Source organism: Pseudochelatococcus contaminans (genome assembly GCF_014195635.1).
Lineage (GTDB): Bacteria > Pseudomonadota > Alphaproteobacteria > Rhizobiales > Beijerinckiaceae > Pseudochelatococcus > Pseudochelatococcus contaminans.
In genome coordinates this window covers 136,134-153,981 of sequence record NZ_JACICC010000003.1, presented here as the reverse complement: position 1 = coordinate 153,981, position 17,848 = coordinate 136,134, and the positions used below count along the sequence as shown (strand labels likewise).

The following is a 17,848-nucleotide window of genomic DNA, read 5'->3' as shown; positions in this document are numbered from 1 at the left end:
GGGCAGCCGAACGGTTCTGCCGCCGGCCGCTCCCCGGCTGACACGACACAACAATAATCAGGGGAGCGAACGCATGAGCACATCAATCGGCTTTATCGGCCTCGGCAATATGGGCGGGCCGATGGCGGCCAATCTGGTCAAGGCGGGGCACCGGGTCACGGGCTTCGACCTCGTACCGGCGGCGCTGGAGGCTGCGCGGGCGGCAGGCGTGTCCGTGGTCGCCACGGCAACCGAAGCGGCGGCGGGCGCCGATGTCGTCATCACCATGCTGCCCAACGGCAAGCTGGTGCTCGATGTCTGGAACGCCATCGCCGCGCATGTCAAACCGGGCGCCATCGTCATCGACAGTTCCACCATCGACGTGGACAGCGCGCGCAAGGCCCATGCCCTGTTCGCAGGCAGGGACGTGCTCACTCTCGACGCGCCGGTGTCCGGCGGCACGGTAGGCGCGCAGGCGGCAACGCTGACCTTCATGGTCGGCGGTGACGAAACAGCCTTCGCGCGCGGCGAACCAGTTCTGGCGGCCATGGGCAAACGCACGGTCCATTGCGGCGGCGCGGGCGCTGGGCAGGCGGCGAAGATCTGCAACAACATGATCCTCGGCATTTCCGCCATCGGGGTGGCGGAAGCCTTCGTTCTGGGCGAAAAGCTAGGCCTGACGCACGAGGCGCTGTATAACGTCGCCTCGACATCCTCCGGCCAGTGCTGGGCGCTGACCACCAACTGCCCCGTACCCGGCCCGGTGCCGACCTCGCCGGCCAATCGCGACTACAAACCCGGTTTTGCCGCGGCGCTGATGCTCAAGGACATGAAGTTGTCACAGGCGGCTGCTCTGACATCAGGCGCATCGACACCGCTTGGCGCACATGCCACACAACTGTTTGACCTCTTCGATAAACTCGGTCATGGCAACGAAGATTTCTCCGCCATCATCCAGTTTTTGCGGGGCGGGAACGAAGGAGAGCACGCACGATGAGCTATGAAACCATCCTGACAGAAGTGAAGGGCGAAGGCGCACGCGGACGCGTTGGCCTCATCACGCTGAACCGCCCCAAGGCGCTCAACGCCATCAATCGGCAGCTCACCGAGGATGTGCTGGCAGCGGCAGCGGCCTTCGATGCCGATCCCGCCATCGGCGCCATCGTCATCACCGGCTCGGAAAAAGCCTTCGCCGCCGGCGCGGACATCAAGGAGATGCAGCCGCAGAGCTACACCGACATGTATCTGGCCGACTGGTTCGGCGCGTGGGAGCAGTTTTCCCGCACGCGCAAGCCGGTGATCGCGGCGGTTTCGGGCTTCGCGCTCGGCGGCGGCTGCGAGCTGGCCATGATGGCAGATTTCATTATCGCCGGTGACAACGCCAAGTTCGGCCAGCCGGAAATCAAGCTCGGCGTCATCCCCGGCATGGGCGGCAGCCAACGCCTGACCAAGCTCGTCGGCCGCGCCAAGGCAATGGAACTGGTGCTCACGGGCCGCTTCATCGACGCCGTGGAAGCCGAGCGCATCGGCCTTGTGGCGCGCATCGTACCTGCCGCGGAACTGCTCGAAGACGCGATCAAGACGGCGCTGACCATTGCCTCCTACTCGCTGCCGGTCGTGCTGCTGGCGAAGGAAGTCGTCAACCGCGCCGATGAACTCACGCTTCAGGAAGGCGTGCGCTTCGAGCGCCGCGTCTTCCACTCGCTGTTCTCGCTCGAAGACCAGAAGGAAGGCATGACCGCCTTCATCGAGAAGCGCACTCCCGACTTCCACGACCGCTGATCGCGGTTGCAGCCTGTTTTCCGGCCGTCATGCCCGTGACGGCCGGTTTTATTTTGCGCCGACCCCGTCCGCATACATTGCCCCGGCCGGCAGTTCGCGGCACAGTCGCGGCTCAAGCCCATCGCCTTGAAGTCCATAGTGGAGGCCACAGTTATGTCAGCGACAACGCCCGACGCAAAAACCTACGTCATTCCGCCGCCCCCGCAAGCGAGCATCGCGGTGCATGGCACGGACGCGCGCTTCCCCGTGCGCCGGGTTTACTGCATCGGCCGCAACTATGCCGCCCACGTTGCCGAGATGGGCGGCGATGCCGAACGCGACCCGCCGATCTTCTTCCAGAAACCCGCAGATGCCGTTGTGGATTCGGGCACGACCATTCCCTACCCGTCGCAGACGAACAACCTGCACCATGAAGTCGAACTCGTGGTAGCCATAGGCAAGGGCGGCAGCGACATCGACGAGGCCAGCGCCCTCGATCACATCTGGGGTTACGGCGTGGGCCTCGACCTGACCCGCCGCGACATCCAGAGCCGTGACGGCAAGCCGTGGGAAATCGCCAAGGCGTTCGACCGTTCATTTCCGGTCGGTCCGCTCAGCCCGGTTTCGGAAGCCGGCCACCTCGACAAGGGACGCATCTGGCTCACTGTCAACGACAAGGTGGTGCAGGAATCCGACCTCGACCAGCTCATCTGGACGATCCCGGAAATCATCGCCCGCCTGTCGGCATTCTTCACGCTGGCGCCGGGCGACGTCATCCTCACCGGCACGCCGCACGGCGTTGGCCCGCTGGTGCCGGGAGACACCCTCGTCGCTGGTGTGGACGGCCTTGAGCCGCTGACGCTTGCCATCGGCGAACGCAGGGACTGATCCTTCTCCGGCTGTCGCAAACGCAACAAAACGCACGCGCGGAGACCAAAAACGCATTCCGGGCCTTTCTCCGCCCCGCTTCGCGCGTGCCACCGGGTTGCGCGCGCGGGCGTTTGCGTTTATGCGCAATGACACAACGTCCATCGCTGCTGCACCCGTCGTCAGAGCGTATTCCGGCCGGGATTCGCTGTGCGTCGTGAGTCGCAGGGCATCATTACCATATCCGGGCCGGCCGCCCGGGCTCGTCCGGGGTCCAGCGCGCCGCCCGCATCCCGGAGGCACTTGTGGCAGGACATTCACAGTTTAAGAACATCATGCACCGCAAGGGCAAGCAGGACGCGGTGCGTTCCAAGCTGTTCGCCAAGCTGGGGCGTGAAATTACCGTATCGGCCAAACTCGGCATGCCCGATCCCAACCTCAATCCGCGTCTGCGCGCCGCCATTCTCGCGGCACGGGCGGAAAACATGCCCAAGGATAACATCGAGCGCGCCATCAAGAAGGCCGCCGGCAACGATTCCGAGAACTACGAAGAAATTCGCTACGAGGGCTATGGCCCCGGCGGAACGGCGGTGATCGTCGAGGCGATGACCGACAATCGCAACCGCACCGCCGGCGAAGTGCGCTCGGCCTTCACCAAGGCAGGCGGAAACCTCGCTGAAACCGGGGCGGTGTCGTTCATGTTCGACCGCGTCGGCCTCGTCGAGTTCGCCGCCGCCGTTGGCAGCGCCGACACGGTGCTGGAAGCCGCCATCGAAGCCGGCGCGGACGATGTCGTCTCCACCGACGAAACGCATGAAATCTATTGCGAACAGGGCGAACTTGCAGCCGTGTCCAAGGCGCTTGAGGCGACGTTCGGCGAGCCGCGCGCGTCAAAACTGATCTGGAAGGCGCAGACCGACGTCGCCGTTGACGACGAGGCCGCCGAAAAGGTGCTGCGCCTCATCGATGTGCTGGAAGACAGCGACGACGTTCAGAACGTTTATTCCAATGCGCAGTTCTCCGACACGTTGCTGGCGAAACTGTCCGAACAGTAATCGTCAGGCGCGATAACCCCCTGCTTCTGGCGGCGTTTCCGCAACACCGCGCCGCCAGAACAAAGGGGCGGAATGGCGCATCTGGGCGCATCCGGGCGCATGGGCAATTCGGATGGGCAATTTTTGCATCAACCATCAATTGCCAATGCTGCCGACAGGGCCTATATTGGGCGATGTCTTCCCATCAATCTGGTGGCTGTCGACCGCCCCGGCATTTCAAGCCGGGCCGGAGAACGGGATCTTTTGCCTGCTGCCGACCGCCCCCGCAACCCAAGCCGCAACCTGCCGCCCGGCACGATGCGGCGGACCATGGCACAAGGAGCCGCACCTTATGAGCACCGGACCGCTGATGCCCAAGGCCACCGCCGTCTGGCTTGTGGACAACACGGCGCTGACCTTCACGCAGATCGCCGAGTTCTGCAAGCTGCACCCCCTTGAGGTCAAGGGGATCGCGGATGGCGAGGTCGCATCCGGCATCAAGGGCCTCGACCCGACCGTTTCCGGCCAGCTCACCCGTGACGAGATCGCACTCGGCGAGCGCAACGCCGCGCATGTGCTGCGGATCGCGCCGCCAAAAGTGAAGCTGCCGGAGGCCAAGCGTCGGCGCGGCCCCCGCTATACGCCTGTGTCCCGGCGTCAGGACCGGCCCAATGCCATTCTCTGGCTGTTGCGCAACCATCCGGAACTCAAGGATGCGCAGATCATGCGCCTCGTCGGCACCACCAAGTCGACGATCGAGCAGATTCGCGAGCGCACCCACTGGAACTCGGCCAACCTGTCTCCCGCCGATCCGGTGACGCTCGGCCTGTGCTCGCAGATCGATCTGGACTTCGAGGTATCGCGCGCCATCAAGGACGCTCCCCCGCGCACGGAAGTCGATAGTGGCGGAAGCCTGCTGCCCGCGGAAATCTCGACCGCACCGCGCTTTGGCGACAGCGACGAGGCCGACCCGCGTCGCGGCGGCGAGGCTGACCTTGACGTCGAGAACGTGTTCGCCCGCCTCAAGACGCTTCAGCAGGACGAGGACAGCGAACCCGCCAGCGAGCGTGATGCAGCGGACAACGTCGATCTGCGCGGCGTGTTCGCCCCGCACACCGGCGACGATGAAGACGAAAGCGACGATCAGGGCGAGCGTTAAAAACCTTCCGATCAGATGGGACCATTTGATCGGAAGGTGAGAACCGTTTGCCGTCAAACATAGAATTGAGAGCGCCTGGTCTGATTTCGTCAGCACAGGCGCTTTATTTGTTCAGGGCACCGGAGTTTGCTGGTTCTGCTCGGTCAGCTGGATGGTCCAGCTTTTCTGCTGGCCGGTATCGACTTCGAAAAACCCGGTCCGGTCGAAGCCGCGTGCAAGGCAGTTCTCGGTGCCGCGAATCGAGAACTCCGTCTCTTTCGTGCACATTAGAGACTGGCCAGCCCACTCCCCGCCCCGGTCGTAATCCACGGCGTGGATATAATAGTATCGCGCGGCGAGCGGGCCGCTGAGCAGCGTTTCGCAACTGCGCACCCCGAGATTCCACCAGCCTTCCACCAGCCAGCCGCGACTGTCGCGATATCCGAGCGCGACGCCGACCCGGCTCGTCGTCATGTTGCAGATGCGCAGGTCAGCGAACGCCGCACCTGTCGACAACATCGTCGCGGCGGTTGCCAGCGCGCCCACCGCGATCATGGACGCGCAACGACCCACGGCGACCCGCCGCAGGCGGGGCAACATCGAAAATGGCCACATTGAACGATGCATGAGGTCGAACTTCTCCTGTAGGCTGCGCGGACGCGCCGTGACACCCGCCACTTTTAGAGTGCTTTGCAATCCGATGGAATCGCCTGATCGGGGAGAATGTGTGTCAGGAGGCGAAATGCAGGGCATCCATCCACAATGATGCCCATGTCGCACCTTGGCCTGGCATGAAAGCTTTTGCCACACGGAAACGCCGCGCCTATTGTGCGGCGGCGCAGATTGGGGACGAGGGTGCGATCCGATCTGTCCTATATTCACCGTAACGTGCGTTCACTGCGATAAAACAGCGTGAGCGCAGACTATTCCAGAGCAGGTTCAATGGTCACAGACGTAGCCGACAGCGGCGTTGCCGCAGATGAGTTGAGGCAGTTCATCGAGCGTATCGAGCGGCTCGAAGAGGAAAAGGCCGCCATCGCCGGCGACATCAAGGAAGTGTACGCCGAATTGAAAGGGCGCGGCTTCGATGCCAAGGCGATTCGCAAGATCGTCCAGATTCGCAAGAAGCCCGTCGAGGAACGGGTCGAGGAAGATGCTATTCTGGAGTTGTATCTGCAAGCTCTCGGCATGTCTTCCTGATTCTCGGCCTGTCATCACGCGCGCTGGCGCACACGCTTGCTAGAAATAGCTGCGCTCAAGCGGCCCGGCGATGTTTTCGTGTCGACATTGCAGGCGCGTCGATGCAGGATGGCGCGGTTCTCAAGCTGCAAGTCCCAAGCTGCAAGTCCCGTGCTGCAAACATTGCGCTGTATCGACGAGGTGACGCAACGATGAGCAACGCCACCAGCGGAAACGCCTCCAACGGATATACCGCCAACGGCGGCAATGACGCAGCCGATGACGACGGTCTGTTGCACAACCGCACGTTCGACGAGTTGCAGATCGGCGAAACCGCGTCGCTGACACGTGTTGTCGGGCGGGACGACATCGATCTGTTCGCCACCGTCTCCGGCGACGTCAATCCGGCGCATCTCGACAGCGAGTTCGCCGCCGGCGGCGTCTTCGGCCACGTGGTGGCGCATGGCATGTGGACGGCGGCGCTGATATCGGCCGTGCTCGGCACCAAGCTGCCCGGCCCCGGCACCATCTATCTCGGCCAGGATCTGCGCTTCGTGAAGGCAGTGGCGCTCGGTGACACCATCACCGCCACCGTCACCGTGCGCGAGAAAAAGCCGGGCAAGAACATCGTCATCATCGACACCGAATGCGTCAATCAGCTTGGCGAGGTGGTGCTGACAGGCGCAGCCACCGTGATCGCGCCCACAAAGCGGGTGGAGTGGCCGCGTGCCACGTTGCCGAAAGTCTCGCTGCGACGGCACGACCTTTACGAATCCTTCGTGGACGAAGCCCGGCAGGGTGAAGCATTGCGCGTGGCGGTGGTGCATCCGTGCTCCACGAACTCTATTCTGGCTGCCGTGGAATTATTCCGCGAGGGCTTCGTTGAGCCCATTCTCATCGGCCCAGAGCACCGGATCCGGCAGGCGGCTGACGAAGCGGGCGTCGATCTGGCGGGCATCAAGATCGAATCCGTCCCGCACAGCCATGCGGCGGCGGCAAGGGCGGTGGAGCTTGCCGCAACGCTGGAAGTCGCCAGCCTGATGAAGGGCAGCCTGCACACCGATGAGTTACTCTCGGCGGTGCTGGCGCAGGGCGCGGGCCTGCGGACGGAACGGCGCATCAGCCATGTCTATGTCATGGATGTTCCGGCTTACAGCAAGCCGTTGATCGTCACGGACGCGGCCATCAACATCCAGCCGACGTTGCTGCAGAAACGCGACATCGTGCAGAATGCCATCGACTTTCTGCATGCCCTCGGCGTTGAGGAGCCGCTGGTCGCGGCGCTGGCAGCGGTCGAGACCGTCAACGAGAAGATGCCGGCCACGCTGGATGCCGCGGCGCTCACCGTCATGGCCGCGCGCCGGCAGATTACCGGCGCGAAAGTGGACGGGCCGCTCGCCTTCGATAACGCCATCGATATGGAGGCCGCGCGCTCCAAGGAGATCGCCTCCCCGGTCGCCGGGCAGGCGGATATCCTGCTGGTGCCGGACCTCGAAGCCGGCAACATCCTCGCCAAGCAGCTGCTGTATTTCGCGGATGCTGATGCCGCCGGGCTGGTGCTCGGCGCGCGGGTGCCGATCATCCTCACCAGCCGGGCGGATTCGCTGCGCACACGCATCGCCTCGGCAGCGTTGGCGAAGCTCTTCACCGCAGGGCATCAACTCAGACGCTCCTGAGCGGCGGCGAGCAACATCATGTCCGACAGGTTCCACTTTTACGAGCCCGAGCACGGGCATGGGTTGAAGCATAACCCGCTCAACGCCATCGTGGCTCCGCGCCCCATCGGCTGGATTTCGACCCGCGCCGCGAGCGGGTTCAATCTCGCGCCTTACAGCTTCTTCAATCTGTTCAGCGGCGAACCGCCGATCATCGGTTTCGCCAGCAGCGGCGAGAAGGACACGCTGCTGAACGTGCGGGAAACCGGCGAATTCTGCTGGAATCTCGTGACCAGAGAACTGGCGACAGCGATGAACGCCACTTCAGCACCCGTGGCGCGCGGCGCCGATGAGTTCGCGCTCTCGGGCCTGACGCCGGTCGCGGGCCGAATCGTTGCCGCCCCGCGCGTTCTGGAAAGCCCCGTCGCTTTCGAATGCCGACATACGCAGACCATTCGCCTGCTGGATCGGCATGGAGCCGAAACAGACACCTGGCTTGTGCTGGGCGAGGTTGTAGCGGTGCATATAGACCGGGCGTGCCTGCGCGATGGCGTTTATGACACCACGGCGGCGTTGCCGGTGGCGCGCGGGGGCGGGCGCGGAGATTATTTCGAGATCAGCCCGCAGACACGCTTCGACATGTCGCGTCCCAGACCGGCATCCCCGCCGGCATCCCCATGAGTGCAATCCTGCGCCGCATGCGGCAGGCAGCGGCGCAGCGCTTTTCGGGCTCACCACCCTCCTCTCCCGCCACCGCGCCATCGGCTCCAACAACAGATGGGCGGGCATTGCTCGTCGCGGCGCTTGGCGCGGCGGCGTTCATGGCCTTCGCTTTCATGGTCGACCCGGCCGGCGATGTGCTGGCCGGATTCGTCCGCATCCTGCTGGTCAGGGATACGCTGATCACGGACTATATCGGCGTCGGTGGCATCGGGGGTGCGTTCTTCAACGCCGGGCTCACGACGCTGCTGTCGATTGCCTGCTACTACCTGTGCGGGGCGCGGCTGAGCGCGGCAACGGTGGCGTGCCTGTTTCTCATGCTGGGGTTTTCGCTTTTCGGCAAGAACGTCCTCAACATATGGTGCACCGTCGCGGGCGTTTATCTCTATGCGCGCTTTCGCGGCGATCCGTTCAGCGTCCATATCAACACCGCGTTCTTCGGCGCGGCGCTGGCGCCGATGTTTTCGGAAATCCTGTTCAGCACCGCCCTGTCGCTGCCCGTCAGCCTGCCGCTCGCCGTTGCTACCAGCCTCGTGTCGGGTTTCGTGCTGCCGCCGGTCGCCGCGCATCTCTTCCGCACCCACATGGGTTACAACCTCTACAACATGGGGTTCGTCGCCGGCATCGTCGGCACGCTCATCGTCGCCATCTACAAATCTTATGGGTTCGTGCCCGCCCCGGTGATGATCTGGACATCCGGCAATACGCTGGTGCTGGGCAGTTTTCTGGTCGTGGGGTTCGGGGCGCTCATCATGGGCGGCATCCTGCTCGACCGCCGCTGGCTCGTCGGTTTCAAGACGATCCTCGCTTCGTCCGGGCAAGCGCCGACGGATTTCATCGCCCTCGCGGGGCTTGGCGCCACGCTGGTCAACATGGGCCTCAGCGGCCTTGTCGGGCTTGGCTATATCCTGCTGATCGGCGCGGATCTCAACGGCCCGGTGATCGGCGGCATCTTCGCCATCGTCGGCTTTGCCGCCATGGGCAAGCATCCGGGCAATTTCACGCCCATCATCATCGGGGTGTTCCTCGGTTCGCTGGCCAAGCCGTGGAATGCCAACGACCCGGCCATCGTGCTCGCGGCGCTGTTCGGCACCACCCTTGCCCCCATCGCCGGGCGCTTTGGCTGGCACTGGGGCTTGGCCGCAGGGTTCCTGCACTCATCGGCGGCGCTGGCCGTGGGTGCCCTGCACGGCGGCCTGAACCTCTACAACAACGGTTTTGCAGCCGGCATCGTGGCAGCCGTTCTGGTGCCGATCATTCTGGCGATCAGGGAGCGTCAAGCGCCGCCCCAGAGCGGCCCTGCTCCCTGACCGTCCCGTTTCATCCCCGCAGCGCGGCGGCAGCCGGCTGGCGATAGGCGAGCCATGCCGGCACGAGTGCGATGACGGCCGCCACCAGCATCAGCATCCCGGCAAAGCCGACATCCGACCATTCCAGCGATACGGGCAGCGCGATGCCGCTCTGCTGCGTGAAGAAGGAGGCCGCCACCTTCGCGCCCAGCAGGCCGAGACCGAGACCGAGCAGAACCCCGAGGCCGATCAGCAGCAGAAGCTCCACCCAGACGACGCCGAAAATGGAAAGACGCGGCGCGCCCAATGCCCGCAGTGCACCGATCTGCCGCCGGCGTTGGGACAGGTGGACAACGCAGACCAGCACCACCGCCGCACCGACCAGCGCCTGCGTGCCGATCGCGATGGCCGTCAGTATTACGCGCGCATCGCCCAGCGTCGCATAAAGGCGCGTCAGCACCTCCGCCGGAAAAACGCCGAGCGTGGTGTCGGTGCGATATTGCTGGCGCAGTTGATAGGCGTTGGCGATGGATTTCGGCTTGACGATGACGGCGGGAACGCCGGGAATCCCCGCAGCCCATGGCGGGCCAAGGTGATCCTCCGCCGCATGATCCTGAACGCCGTCGTGATCGTGATCATGATCGTGGTCTTCATGCGCATGGTCGTGCCCATGATCATGATCATGGTCATGCGCGTCGGCGGTGTGCCCATCGAGTCCGTGAATGCTCCAGACCGTCTCGATGGGCACGAGGATGGCGCGGTCCCACGGTGTGCCCGTGGCGGCGAGACGTCCCGTGACGGTATAGGCCAGTTCATCATGGGTATGGCCGGCTTCTCCCGGCAACCCGTGCACCGGCTTCACGGTGTCGCCCAACCGAAGATCGACGAGTGCGCCGACAACCGCGTCAGTGGGCTTTTGGAAAGCCTCGCCCTCGGCCAGCGGGCGGCGGCCCTTGTCGGTGAGGAATTCGCCGGTGGTGCCCACGATCGGCAGATCGTTGAACGAATCGCCGAAGCCCACCGGAGCCGCCCAATCGACACGCGGATCTTCAGCCAGATCCTTGAGCACGCTGCCTGGCAGCAGTGTGAGCGGCGCGGCCTGAAGGAAGACGGAACTGAGCACCAGTTGCGTTTCCGCCCCCGCCGCACCGACCACGAGGTCGAACCTGTCTGCGGCGCGGGCGCTGCCGAGCCGCAAGGCGCGTTCCTGAATACCGACCGCGATGCCAAGGGCCGTCGCAAGGCCGATCAACAGCACGATGACCAGCGATCCCGCCCACAAACGGCGAAGATCGGCAGCGATGAAGCGAACCGGAATCATGGCGTCACCTGTCCCTGCGAGGCAGCCGGAGGCGTATAGGGGGTGGCGGAGGATGGGGCCGCGCCCTCGCCCTGCGCCACATCTTCGGCGATACGGCCCGCGACCAGCGACAACCGCCGCCCGAGACGGCCGGAGAGGCGCGGATCATGGGTAACGGCGATCAGCGTGGCGTTTTCCTCGCGCGCCAGTTCGATCAGCAGATCCGCGACCACCGCGCCGCTTGCAGCGTCAAGGCTGGCCGTGGGTTCGTCGGCGATCAACACCGCCGGGCGCCCCAGCAGCGCCCGCGCCACCGCCACGCGCTGCATCTCGCCGCGCGACATGGTGGCGATATCCTGATCCGGCCGCGAAAGGCCAACCCGCTTCAGCAGCGCCAGCGCACGCTCGCGCGTGGCGGCGGGAACCGAAAAGAGGCGAAACCGAACCGGCAGCAGCACATTTTCAATGGCGCTGAGGCCCGGAAACAGGTGAAATTCCTGCATGACCAGCCCCACGTGGCCGGCACGCCACGCATCGCGCTGCGATTCACCGAGCCGGACGAGATCCGTATCGTCCCAGCGGACCGAGCCGGCGGCGGGCTTTTCCAGCCCGGTCATGACGTTGATGAGCGTTGTCTTGCCGGATCCCGAAGGCCCGGTCACGGCAACGTCCTCGCCCCGCGCCACCGCGAGCGCCGCGATATCGAGCACCGGGGCGGCCAGACCCGGAAACTCCACCCTGACACCGGATAGCGAAAGCCCTGCCATCACTTGCTCCCGAAGTATGGAACGACGCGGCCGCCAATTGAAGACGATGCGGCAATTCGGCGATGTCGCGCCCTTGACGCTTCCGGAAACCTAAGCGTTCGGCGGAAGCATCTGATGGAGCTACGGGATAGCAGTCGTTTATGACAAACAAGATATGGATCCATCCAAAATAAATAATAATACTATCCAATTAATGCAACTATGTTCATTTGCCGCGTATTCATTCAAGTGACATTTAGAATTTATAGTTTTCGCGCGCAACTCTTGAGCAAAGAGAGTCGATAACGACCTTTGCTATGTAACAACGTTGCATAACGCAAGCGGGGACATCATGCGTCACTCCACACTGGCAGCATTCACGCTGGCCATTATTTCCACCACGGCTCTTGTGCCGGGCGTTGCACTGGCACAGACCGGCGAAGTGCAGAAACTCGAAAACGAAGTTCTGATCGCTGCCGAAGGCGCTGGCACCAAGATCTATCCCATCGATCGCGCACGGCTGCTCTCGGGCGGCAAGTTCGACCTGAAGGTCGAGTTCCCGACTGTCGTCAAGGAAAGCGACATCACGCTCACCCTCAACGACAAGCCCTTCGCCGAAGTCTTCGATGAAAAGGCCGAGTACATCGAAAACGAGAACGGCAAGGATGGCTCCTCGCTGGTCATCAAGCAGGTTTCGCTGGTCGAGCCGGGCGCCTACACCGTCGTCGCCGAGGGCAAGGACGCAGCAGGCAAGACGTTCCGCAGCAGCGTGAAGTGGGATGTATCGGGCACGCCGAAGGAAGCCCGCGCCAAGAACATCATCTTCATCCTCGGCGACGGCATGACCGTTTCCATGCGCACCGGCGCACGCATCATGTCCAAGGGCAACACCGAGGGCAAGGCCAACGGCAAGCTCAACATGGATACGCTGCCGGCCATGGCCTTCATCGGCACGTCGTCCACCGACTCCATCGCCGCCGACAGCGCCAACACGATGTCCGCCTACATGACGGGCCAGAAGTCCGCGGTGAACGCGCTTGGCGTCTACGCCACCCGCAACGAGAATTCGCTCGACCAGCCCCGGCAGGAAACCATCGCCGAAGCCATTCGCCGCATGGCGCCGAAGAAGGCCATCGGCATCGTTTCGAACGCCGAGCTGCAGGACGCTACGCCGGCCGCCGTCGTCTCGCACACCCGCCGCCGCGCCGACAAGCCTGAAATCGTCGGCATGTTCTATGATGTGCAGCCCGAGATCATTCTGGGCGGCGGATCGGCCTACTTCCTGCCCAAGAGCACGCCCGGCTCGAAGCGCAAGGACGACATCGATTACATCGAAAAGTTCCGCGAAGCGGGCTACGCAGTCGCGACCGACCGCGACGAGCTGACCAAGGTTGCCGCCGAAACCAACTCCGGCAAGGTGCTGGGCCTGTTCTCCACCGGCAACATGGAAGGCACCGTCAACATGCAGCTGGGCCTTGGCGATGCCAAGAAGTTCCCGAACCAGCCCAGCGTGCCGGAAATGATGGAATCGGCCCTCAGCGTGCTGGAAAAGAACGAAGACGGCTTCTTCCTGATGGTCGAAGGCGCCCTGATCGACAAGTACGAGCACCCGCTGGACTTCGACCGCGCCATCGTCGAGACCATCACGCTCGACAAGGCTGTCGGCATCGCGCAGGAATTCGCGAAGAAGCATCCCGACACGCTGATCATCACCACCGCCGACCACACCCACGGCGTTTCCATCATCGGCACCATCGACCGGAACTTTACGCCGGAAGAGCAGAAAGTGCTTGAGCTGAACGAAAACGCCCAGGTCGAGGGTGCAGGCTCCATCGAGCGCGCTTCCCCGATGCGCCAGCGCGTCGGCACTTACCAGAACGGCGGCTTCCCCGACTACAAGGACACCGACGGCGACGGCTATCCCGACACCATCGACGTGAAGCGTCCGCTGGCCGTCTTCGCCAATAACTATCCCGACTACTACGAAACGTTCGGGCCGAAGATGGACGGGACTTTCGTGCCTGCCCTCAAGAACGAAAAGGGCGAGTACGTCGCCAACGAAGCCTACAAGAACGTGCCCGGCGCCGTGCTTCGCATCGGTAACATCCCCACCTCCGAGGACACCGGCGTCCATGCCGTTGACGACGTCGTCCTTCAGGCGCAGGGTCCGGGTTCCGAGAAGCTGCACGGCTACATGGAAAACTCGGACGTCTTCTTCGTTCTCGCCGATGTCTTCTCCCTCGGCGAAGCAAAGACCGACGAATAAAGCACGTGCCGACTTGAGGCACTCAAGCGTCTTCACGCAAAGCGGATACCCCTCTGCGTGAAGACAACGCGTAAAACCAACAAGACAGAGCATCTCTGCGTTTCAACGAAATACCGAAATGCTCTGGCCTGAATTTGCATGACGACATCATTTCCGCGTCTTACCGAGACGCGGAAATGATCCACGGAGAACGAGACCATGACCCGCGATGTCAGAAAAAACGGTGTCGCTGCCGACGCCATGCGCGATCTCAACCGGCGGTCGTTCATGACTTTCGCCTGCGCTGCGGGATTGACCAGCATCGGTGTGCTTCCCGCTTTCGCCGCCACGCCCAGCCTTGGGTTCGACGAGCTTTACGGCAAGATCAGCGTGCTGGGGCTTGAGTTCTCCCCGCGCGTCAAGGAGCTGAAGGGCAACACCATATCCATGCGCGGCTTCATGGCGCCACCTCTCAAGGCGGAAGCGAAGTTCTTCGTCCTGTCCTCGACGCCGATGTCCATCTGCCCCTTCTGCTCCTCGGATGCCGACTGGCCGGATGATATCGTCGTGGTTTATCTGAAGAGCGCGCAGACATTCGTGCAATACAACGCCCCCATCGACGTCACCGGGACGCTGGAAGTGGGATCATGGACCGACCCGGAAACAGGCTTCGTCAGCTTGCTGCGGATCACCGGGGCGCGCTTTTCCAAATCCTGAACCGGCACGAAGCATGGATGCAACCCGGACGCAGTTCTTTCGGACCACTACTTTGCATACTATTACTTAGCCGTTTCATCTATTAACGGGCTACGGCTGTTTAATAAAAAGACCTGTCAAAATATTCACTCTGGCTCTTTGCGTACGGCTCGGAGAATGCCACAATACAGGCATCAATCCGCCATCGAAAGCACCGGGGTTTTCGACGTTGCCTTTTATCGCGTTCGCCTATCTGCTTTTCCTGGCCGCGCCTGTCGTGCTGCTGGGGGTTGGTTCATTTGGCGAAACGTGGAGCAATACCCTGCTGCCATCTGGCTTTACGTGGCGGTGGTATGCCGAGGTTGCCAGCGATCCAAGCTTCCGTCGCGCGTTCATCACCAGCCTTCAGGTCGTCGCCTTCACCTGCGCGCTCAACGTGCTCATCGGCGTGCCGCTGGCTTACGCCATCCATGCCGGGGCCCGCGGCGGCGTGCGGCTCGCGGCACGGCTGGTGACGCTGATGCCCGTAGCGGTGCCGGAACTGGTGCTGGCTTTCGGTTTCATCCTCGTGTTCTCGTCCGACACGCTGCCGTGGCTCGGCAGTTTCTGGCTGCTGGCGGCCGGGCACGTTGTGCTCACCCTGCCCTATACCGTCACGGCGCTGGTGGCGGATATGGATCAGCTCCGCCTTGACGAGTATGAGCAAGCAGCCGCGACGCTCGGGGCGTCTTTTGCCGCGCGGATGCGCGACGTAACCTTGCCGTTGCTGCAACCCAGCCTGCTGTCTGCGCTGCTGACGGTGGCGGCTCTGTCCATCGGCGAGTTTCAGCTTTCCAACCTCGTGGCGGGGTTCCTATCGCGCACATACCCCGTTGTGTTGCTGCAAGCCTTCTACGGCGCAACCGGCTTTGCCTGCGCGGCGACCGTCGTGCTTCTTGTTCTCGCGGTTGCCGCCTCCCTTGCCAGCGGCGCGGCGGCGAGAATTGGCGGCGCGCGCGGCAGCGGAGGTGCGGCATGAGCCTGACCTATGACAACGTGTCCTTCATCTATCCCGGCAGCACGGCGGGGGTGTTCGACATCGCGCTGGACATCGCGCGGGGTGAGCTTGTCGCGGTCATCGGCGCTTCCGGTTCCGGCAAATCGACCATCCTGAAACTGCTCGCCGGTTTCATGCAGCCGGATGCCGGGCGCATTCTGGTCGAGGGGCAGGATGTTGGCCCGCTTGCGCCGGAGGACCGCCGCCTCGGCGTCGTCTTTCAGAACTACGCGTTATTTCCGCACATGCGCCTGTGGGAGAATATTACCTATCCGCTCAAGGTGCGCGGCATCCGCCGTGCGGAACGGCGCGCGCGGGCGCAGGAGATGCTCGCCCGGGTCGGCATGGAAGGGCGCGGCGATGATTGGCCGACGGCGATTTCCGGCGGACAGCAGCAGCGCGTGGCATTGGCGCGCGCGCTCATATTCGAACCGCGCGGCCTGCTGCTGGACGAACCGCTCTCGGCGCTGGATGCCGGGCTGCGCACCAGCATGCGCGACGAGATCCGCCGCGTTCAGCGCGCCGCCGGCATCGCCACGCTGCTGGTGACGCACGATCAGGAAGAGGCGCTGTCCATCGCCGACCGGATCGTCGTCATGCATGATGGACGGATCATTCAGACCGGCACGCCGCAAGAGCTGTACGAAACGCCCGTCAATGCCCAGGTGGCGGCTTTCGTCGGCCAGTCCAACCTCTGGCCGGGCACAGTGGAACAGACCGGCCGCGTGCGGACACCCATCGGCACCCTCGCCTGCCCCACGGAGGGATATGCCCCCGGCGCGGCAGTGACGGTGCTGGTGCGGCCCGAACGCATCCTGCCTGCCGAGCCGGAGCAGCCGCCTCGGGTCAACGATTTCCGGGGAACGGTCGTCGCCGACCGCTACCTCGGCCCTGTCCGCCGCATCGACCTCAGCGTCGACGGCGGGCTCATCCGGCTGGAAACGCACGCGCGCGGCGCGGTCGGGCGGGTATCCATCCCCGCCGAGGCCGTGCGGCTGCTGCCTGGAGCGGATGCCGCCGGCACGAGATCGTAAAGCGGGGGCTGCGCCAGCACTCCCCGCCTCGCTGGATCATCATGATTTCGACAGACAGGAACCATCGATATGAACAGACGGCAACTGATGACAGGCATCGCCACCGCTGCCGCGATGGCAATGAGCCTGACGACTTCCGCCTTCGCCTTCGACGGCGCAGAGTATTACGCGGGCGAGCGAGCGCTTTACGACGCCGCCCGCAGCGAGGGCCTCGTCGTTTCCTTCGACACAGGCCCGACGTGGGCCAACTGGGCCGGTGAGTTCAAGGCGTTCAAGGAGCGTTATCCGGGCGTCGAACTCGTCTACAACGATCTCGGATCGGCGGCGACGGTGGTGGCGCTGGCGAAGGCCCGCAACCGCCCGCAGGCCGATACGGCCTATTACTTCGCCGGTTCGGCGCTCGACGCCGCGAAGGCTGGGGTCGTGGAAAGCTACCGCCCGGTGAACTTCGACCGCCTGCCCGGCGAATTGCGTGATCCGGAGGCCCGCTGGTTTGCCGTGCATACACTCAGCGTGGCGTTTCTCGTCAACACCAAGCTGGTCAAGGCGGTTCCGCAAAACTGGGCCGACCTGCTGAAGCCGGACTACAAGAACACCATCGTTTATCAGGATCCCCGCTCCACCGGGCAGGGGCAGGTGGTGGTGTTTGCCGCCGCGTTCGGCAACGGCGGCGACATGGACAACGTGACGCCGGGCATCGATTATCTGGGCCGCCTGACCAAGGCCGGCAATGTGCTGCGCACGGTGGGCACAACGCCCTACGCCCAATTCATCAAGGGCGAGATCCCGATCTGGATCGGCTATGAGAACGACGGCCTGCGCGCCAAGTACACGGACGGGCTGGGCGACGACATCGCCGTGGTCATTCCCGCCGAGGCATCGGCCGCCGCGCCCTACGCCATCTCGCTGGTGAAGAACGGCCCCAACCCGAATGCGGGCAAGCTGTGGCTCAACTTCGTGCTCAGCGATCCGGGCCAGAAGATCTTTGCCGAAGGCTATGTGCGCCCGTCCGTGCCCGGCATCGAGCTGCCGCCGGCCATCGCCGACAAGCTGCCGGCATCGCCGCAGGTTCGCCCGCTCGACATCGCCAAGGCGACCGCCAAAAAGGCCGAGATCGATGCCGGCTGGGCAAAAGCCGTCCTCGGGCAATAGGAACGACCGGACGATGA

The 17,848-nt window shown here is 63.7% G+C and carries 17 protein-coding genes; 14 read left to right on the top strand and 3 right to left on the bottom strand.

All coding sequences use genetic code 11. From position 1 onward, the window contains the following. The first annotated feature begins 37 nt into the window (after positions 1-37). The 5 genes from mmsB to FHS81_RS07230 all read left to right on the top strand — a co-directional run bounded on the left by mmsB (position 38) and on the right by FHS81_RS07230 (position 4,800). The gene (gene mmsB / locus FHS81_RS07250) at positions 38-976 is read left to right on the top strand and encodes a 3-hydroxyisobutyrate dehydrogenase (RefSeq protein WP_343052456.1); all 939 of its coding nucleotides are present in this window, start codon (positions 38-40) and stop codon (positions 974-976) included. Beyond that, complete coding sequence (locus FHS81_RS07245) at positions 973-1,761, top strand: enoyl-CoA hydratase (protein ID WP_183751449.1); 789 nt, start codon at positions 973-975, stop codon at positions 1,759-1,761. The genes mmsB and FHS81_RS07245 overlap by 4 nt, the downstream gene beginning before the upstream one ends. A 153-nt stretch (positions 1,762-1,914) precedes the next feature. Further along, on the top strand, positions 1,915-2,628 hold the full coding sequence (locus FHS81_RS07240; RefSeq protein ID WP_183751447.1) for a fumarylacetoacetate hydrolase family protein: 714 nt from the start codon (positions 1,915-1,917) through the stop codon (positions 2,626-2,628). A 284-nt stretch (positions 2,629-2,912) separates the two neighbouring features. Continuing rightward, positions 2,913-3,662 carry a YebC/PmpR family DNA-binding transcriptional regulator gene (locus FHS81_RS07235; protein WP_183751445.1) on the top strand — a complete coding sequence of 250 codons (750 nt, stop codon included), beginning with the start codon at positions 2,913-2,915 and terminating at the stop codon, positions 3,660-3,662. Positions 3,663-3,993: 331 nt separating this feature from the next. Further along, positions 3,994-4,800, top strand: coding sequence for a DUF1013 domain-containing protein (locus FHS81_RS07230; RefSeq protein WP_183751443.1), 807 nt, complete (start codon positions 3,994-3,996; stop codon positions 4,798-4,800). Positions 4,801-4,911: 111 nt separating this feature from the next. Here the strand turns inward: FHS81_RS07230 and FHS81_RS07225 are convergent, their stop codons facing one another. Then, positions 4,912-5,406, bottom strand: coding sequence for a DUF1036 domain-containing protein (locus FHS81_RS07225; RefSeq protein WP_343052448.1), 495 nt, complete (start codon positions 5,404-5,406; stop codon positions 4,912-4,914). Positions 5,407-5,721: 315 nt separating this feature from the next. On the opposite strand from FHS81_RS07225, the gene FHS81_RS07220 reads away from it, so the two are divergent. The 4 genes from FHS81_RS07220 (at position 5,722) to FHS81_RS07205 (ending at position 9,643) form a co-directional block, all read left to right on the top strand. Next, the gene (locus FHS81_RS07220) at positions 5,722-5,979 is read left to right on the top strand and encodes a DUF2312 domain-containing protein (protein WP_183751441.1); all 258 of its coding nucleotides are present in this window, start codon (positions 5,722-5,724) and stop codon (positions 5,977-5,979) included. A 191-nt stretch (positions 5,980-6,170) separates the two neighbouring features. After that, a complete protein-coding gene (locus tag FHS81_RS07215; RefSeq protein ID WP_183751439.1) occupies positions 6,171-7,634 on the top strand; it encodes a bifunctional enoyl-CoA hydratase/phosphate acetyltransferase in 1,464 nt (487 codons plus the stop codon). Between the two features lie 18 nt (positions 7,635-7,652). Beyond that, positions 7,653-8,294: a flavin reductase family protein gene (locus tag FHS81_RS07210; protein WP_183751437.1), complete on the top strand. Its 642-nt coding sequence runs from the start codon at positions 7,653-7,655 to the stop codon at positions 8,292-8,294. After that, positions 8,291-9,643, top strand: a complete 1,353-nt coding sequence (locus tag FHS81_RS07205) for a DUF1576 domain-containing protein (RefSeq protein WP_246374899.1) — start codon at positions 8,291-8,293, stop codon at positions 9,641-9,643. Before FHS81_RS07210 ends, FHS81_RS07205 begins: the two co-directional genes overlap by 4 nt. A gap of 10 nt (positions 9,644-9,653) precedes the next feature. Here the strand turns inward: FHS81_RS07205 and FHS81_RS07200 are convergent, their stop codons facing one another. Further along, positions 9,654-10,943: an FtsX-like permease family protein gene (locus FHS81_RS07200; protein ID WP_183751435.1), complete on the bottom strand. Its 1,290-nt coding sequence runs from the start codon at positions 10,941-10,943 to the stop codon at positions 9,654-9,656. Continuing rightward, a complete protein-coding gene (locus FHS81_RS07195; RefSeq protein WP_183751434.1) occupies positions 10,940-11,689 on the bottom strand; it encodes an ABC transporter ATP-binding protein in 750 nt (249 codons plus the stop codon). The genes FHS81_RS07200 and FHS81_RS07195 overlap by 4 nt, the downstream gene beginning before the upstream one ends. Before the next feature lie 331 nt (positions 11,690-12,020). Here FHS81_RS07195 and FHS81_RS07190 point away from each other — a divergent pair, with 331 nt between their 5' ends. From FHS81_RS07190 to FHS81_RS07170, 5 genes are all read left to right on the top strand, one after another. After that, a complete protein-coding gene (locus FHS81_RS07190) occupies positions 12,021-13,934 on the top strand; it encodes an alkaline phosphatase (protein WP_183751432.1) in 1,914 nt (637 codons plus the stop codon). A 198-nt stretch (positions 13,935-14,132) separates the two neighbouring features. After that, positions 14,133-14,630 carry a hypothetical protein gene (locus tag FHS81_RS07185; protein ID WP_428982440.1) on the top strand — a complete coding sequence of 166 codons (498 nt, stop codon included), beginning with the start codon at positions 14,133-14,135 and terminating at the stop codon, positions 14,628-14,630. A gap of 208 nt (positions 14,631-14,838) precedes the next feature. Next, the gene (locus FHS81_RS07180; protein ID WP_183751430.1) at positions 14,839-15,627 is read left to right on the top strand and encodes an ABC transporter permease; all 789 of its coding nucleotides are present in this window, start codon (positions 14,839-14,841) and stop codon (positions 15,625-15,627) included. Continuing rightward, positions 15,624-16,679, top strand: a complete 1,056-nt coding sequence (locus tag FHS81_RS07175) for an ABC transporter ATP-binding protein (protein WP_183751428.1) — start codon at positions 15,624-15,626, stop codon at positions 16,677-16,679. Before FHS81_RS07180 ends, FHS81_RS07175 begins: the two co-directional genes overlap by 4 nt. 69 nt (positions 16,680-16,748) lie before the next feature. Then, a complete protein-coding gene (locus FHS81_RS07170; RefSeq protein WP_246374897.1) occupies positions 16,749-17,831 on the top strand; it encodes an extracellular solute-binding protein in 1,083 nt (360 codons plus the stop codon). Positions 17,832-17,848: the final 17 nt, after the last annotated feature.

What these genes read in the sequence shown, in the direction of transcription:
- FHS81_RS07245 (WP_183751449.1), top strand. Translation starts at nt 973, where the DNA reads ATGAGCTATGAAACCATCCTGACAGAAGTGAAGGGCGAAGGCGCACGC.
- FHS81_RS07240 (WP_183751447.1), top strand. Translation starts at nt 1,915, where the DNA reads ATGTCAGCGACAACGCCCGACGCAAAAACCTACGTCATTCCGCCGCCC.
- FHS81_RS07230 (WP_183751443.1), top strand. Translation starts at nt 3,994, where the DNA reads ATGAGCACCGGACCGCTGATGCCCAAGGCCACCGCCGTCTGGCTTGTG.
- FHS81_RS07225 (WP_343052448.1), bottom strand. Translation starts at nt 5,406, where the DNA reads ATGCATCGTTCAATGTGGCCATTTTCGATGTTGCCCCGCCTGCGGCGG.
- FHS81_RS07220 (WP_183751441.1), top strand. Translation starts at nt 5,722, where the DNA reads ATGGTCACAGACGTAGCCGACAGCGGCGTTGCCGCAGATGAGTTGAGG.
- FHS81_RS07215 (WP_183751439.1), top strand. Translation starts at nt 6,171, where the DNA reads ATGAGCAACGCCACCAGCGGAAACGCCTCCAACGGATATACCGCCAAC.
- FHS81_RS07210 (WP_183751437.1), top strand. Translation starts at nt 7,653, where the DNA reads ATGTCCGACAGGTTCCACTTTTACGAGCCCGAGCACGGGCATGGGTTG.
- FHS81_RS07205 (WP_246374899.1), top strand. Translation starts at nt 8,291, where the DNA reads ATGAGTGCAATCCTGCGCCGCATGCGGCAGGCAGCGGCGCAGCGCTTT.
- FHS81_RS07200 (WP_183751435.1), bottom strand. Translation starts at nt 10,943, where the DNA reads ATGATTCCGGTTCGCTTCATCGCTGCCGATCTTCGCCGTTTGTGGGCG.
- FHS81_RS07195 (WP_183751434.1), bottom strand. Translation starts at nt 11,689, where the DNA reads ATGGCAGGGCTTTCGCTATCCGGTGTCAGGGTGGAGTTTCCGGGTCTG.
- FHS81_RS07190 (WP_183751432.1), top strand. Translation starts at nt 12,021, where the DNA reads ATGCGTCACTCCACACTGGCAGCATTCACGCTGGCCATTATTTCCACC.
- FHS81_RS07185 (WP_428982440.1), top strand. Translation starts at nt 14,133, where the DNA reads ATGACCCGCGATGTCAGAAAAAACGGTGTCGCTGCCGACGCCATGCGC.
- FHS81_RS07175 (WP_183751428.1), top strand. Translation starts at nt 15,624, where the DNA reads ATGAGCCTGACCTATGACAACGTGTCCTTCATCTATCCCGGCAGCACG.
- FHS81_RS07170 (WP_246374897.1), top strand. Translation starts at nt 16,749, where the DNA reads ATGAACAGACGGCAACTGATGACAGGCATCGCCACCGCTGCCGCGATG.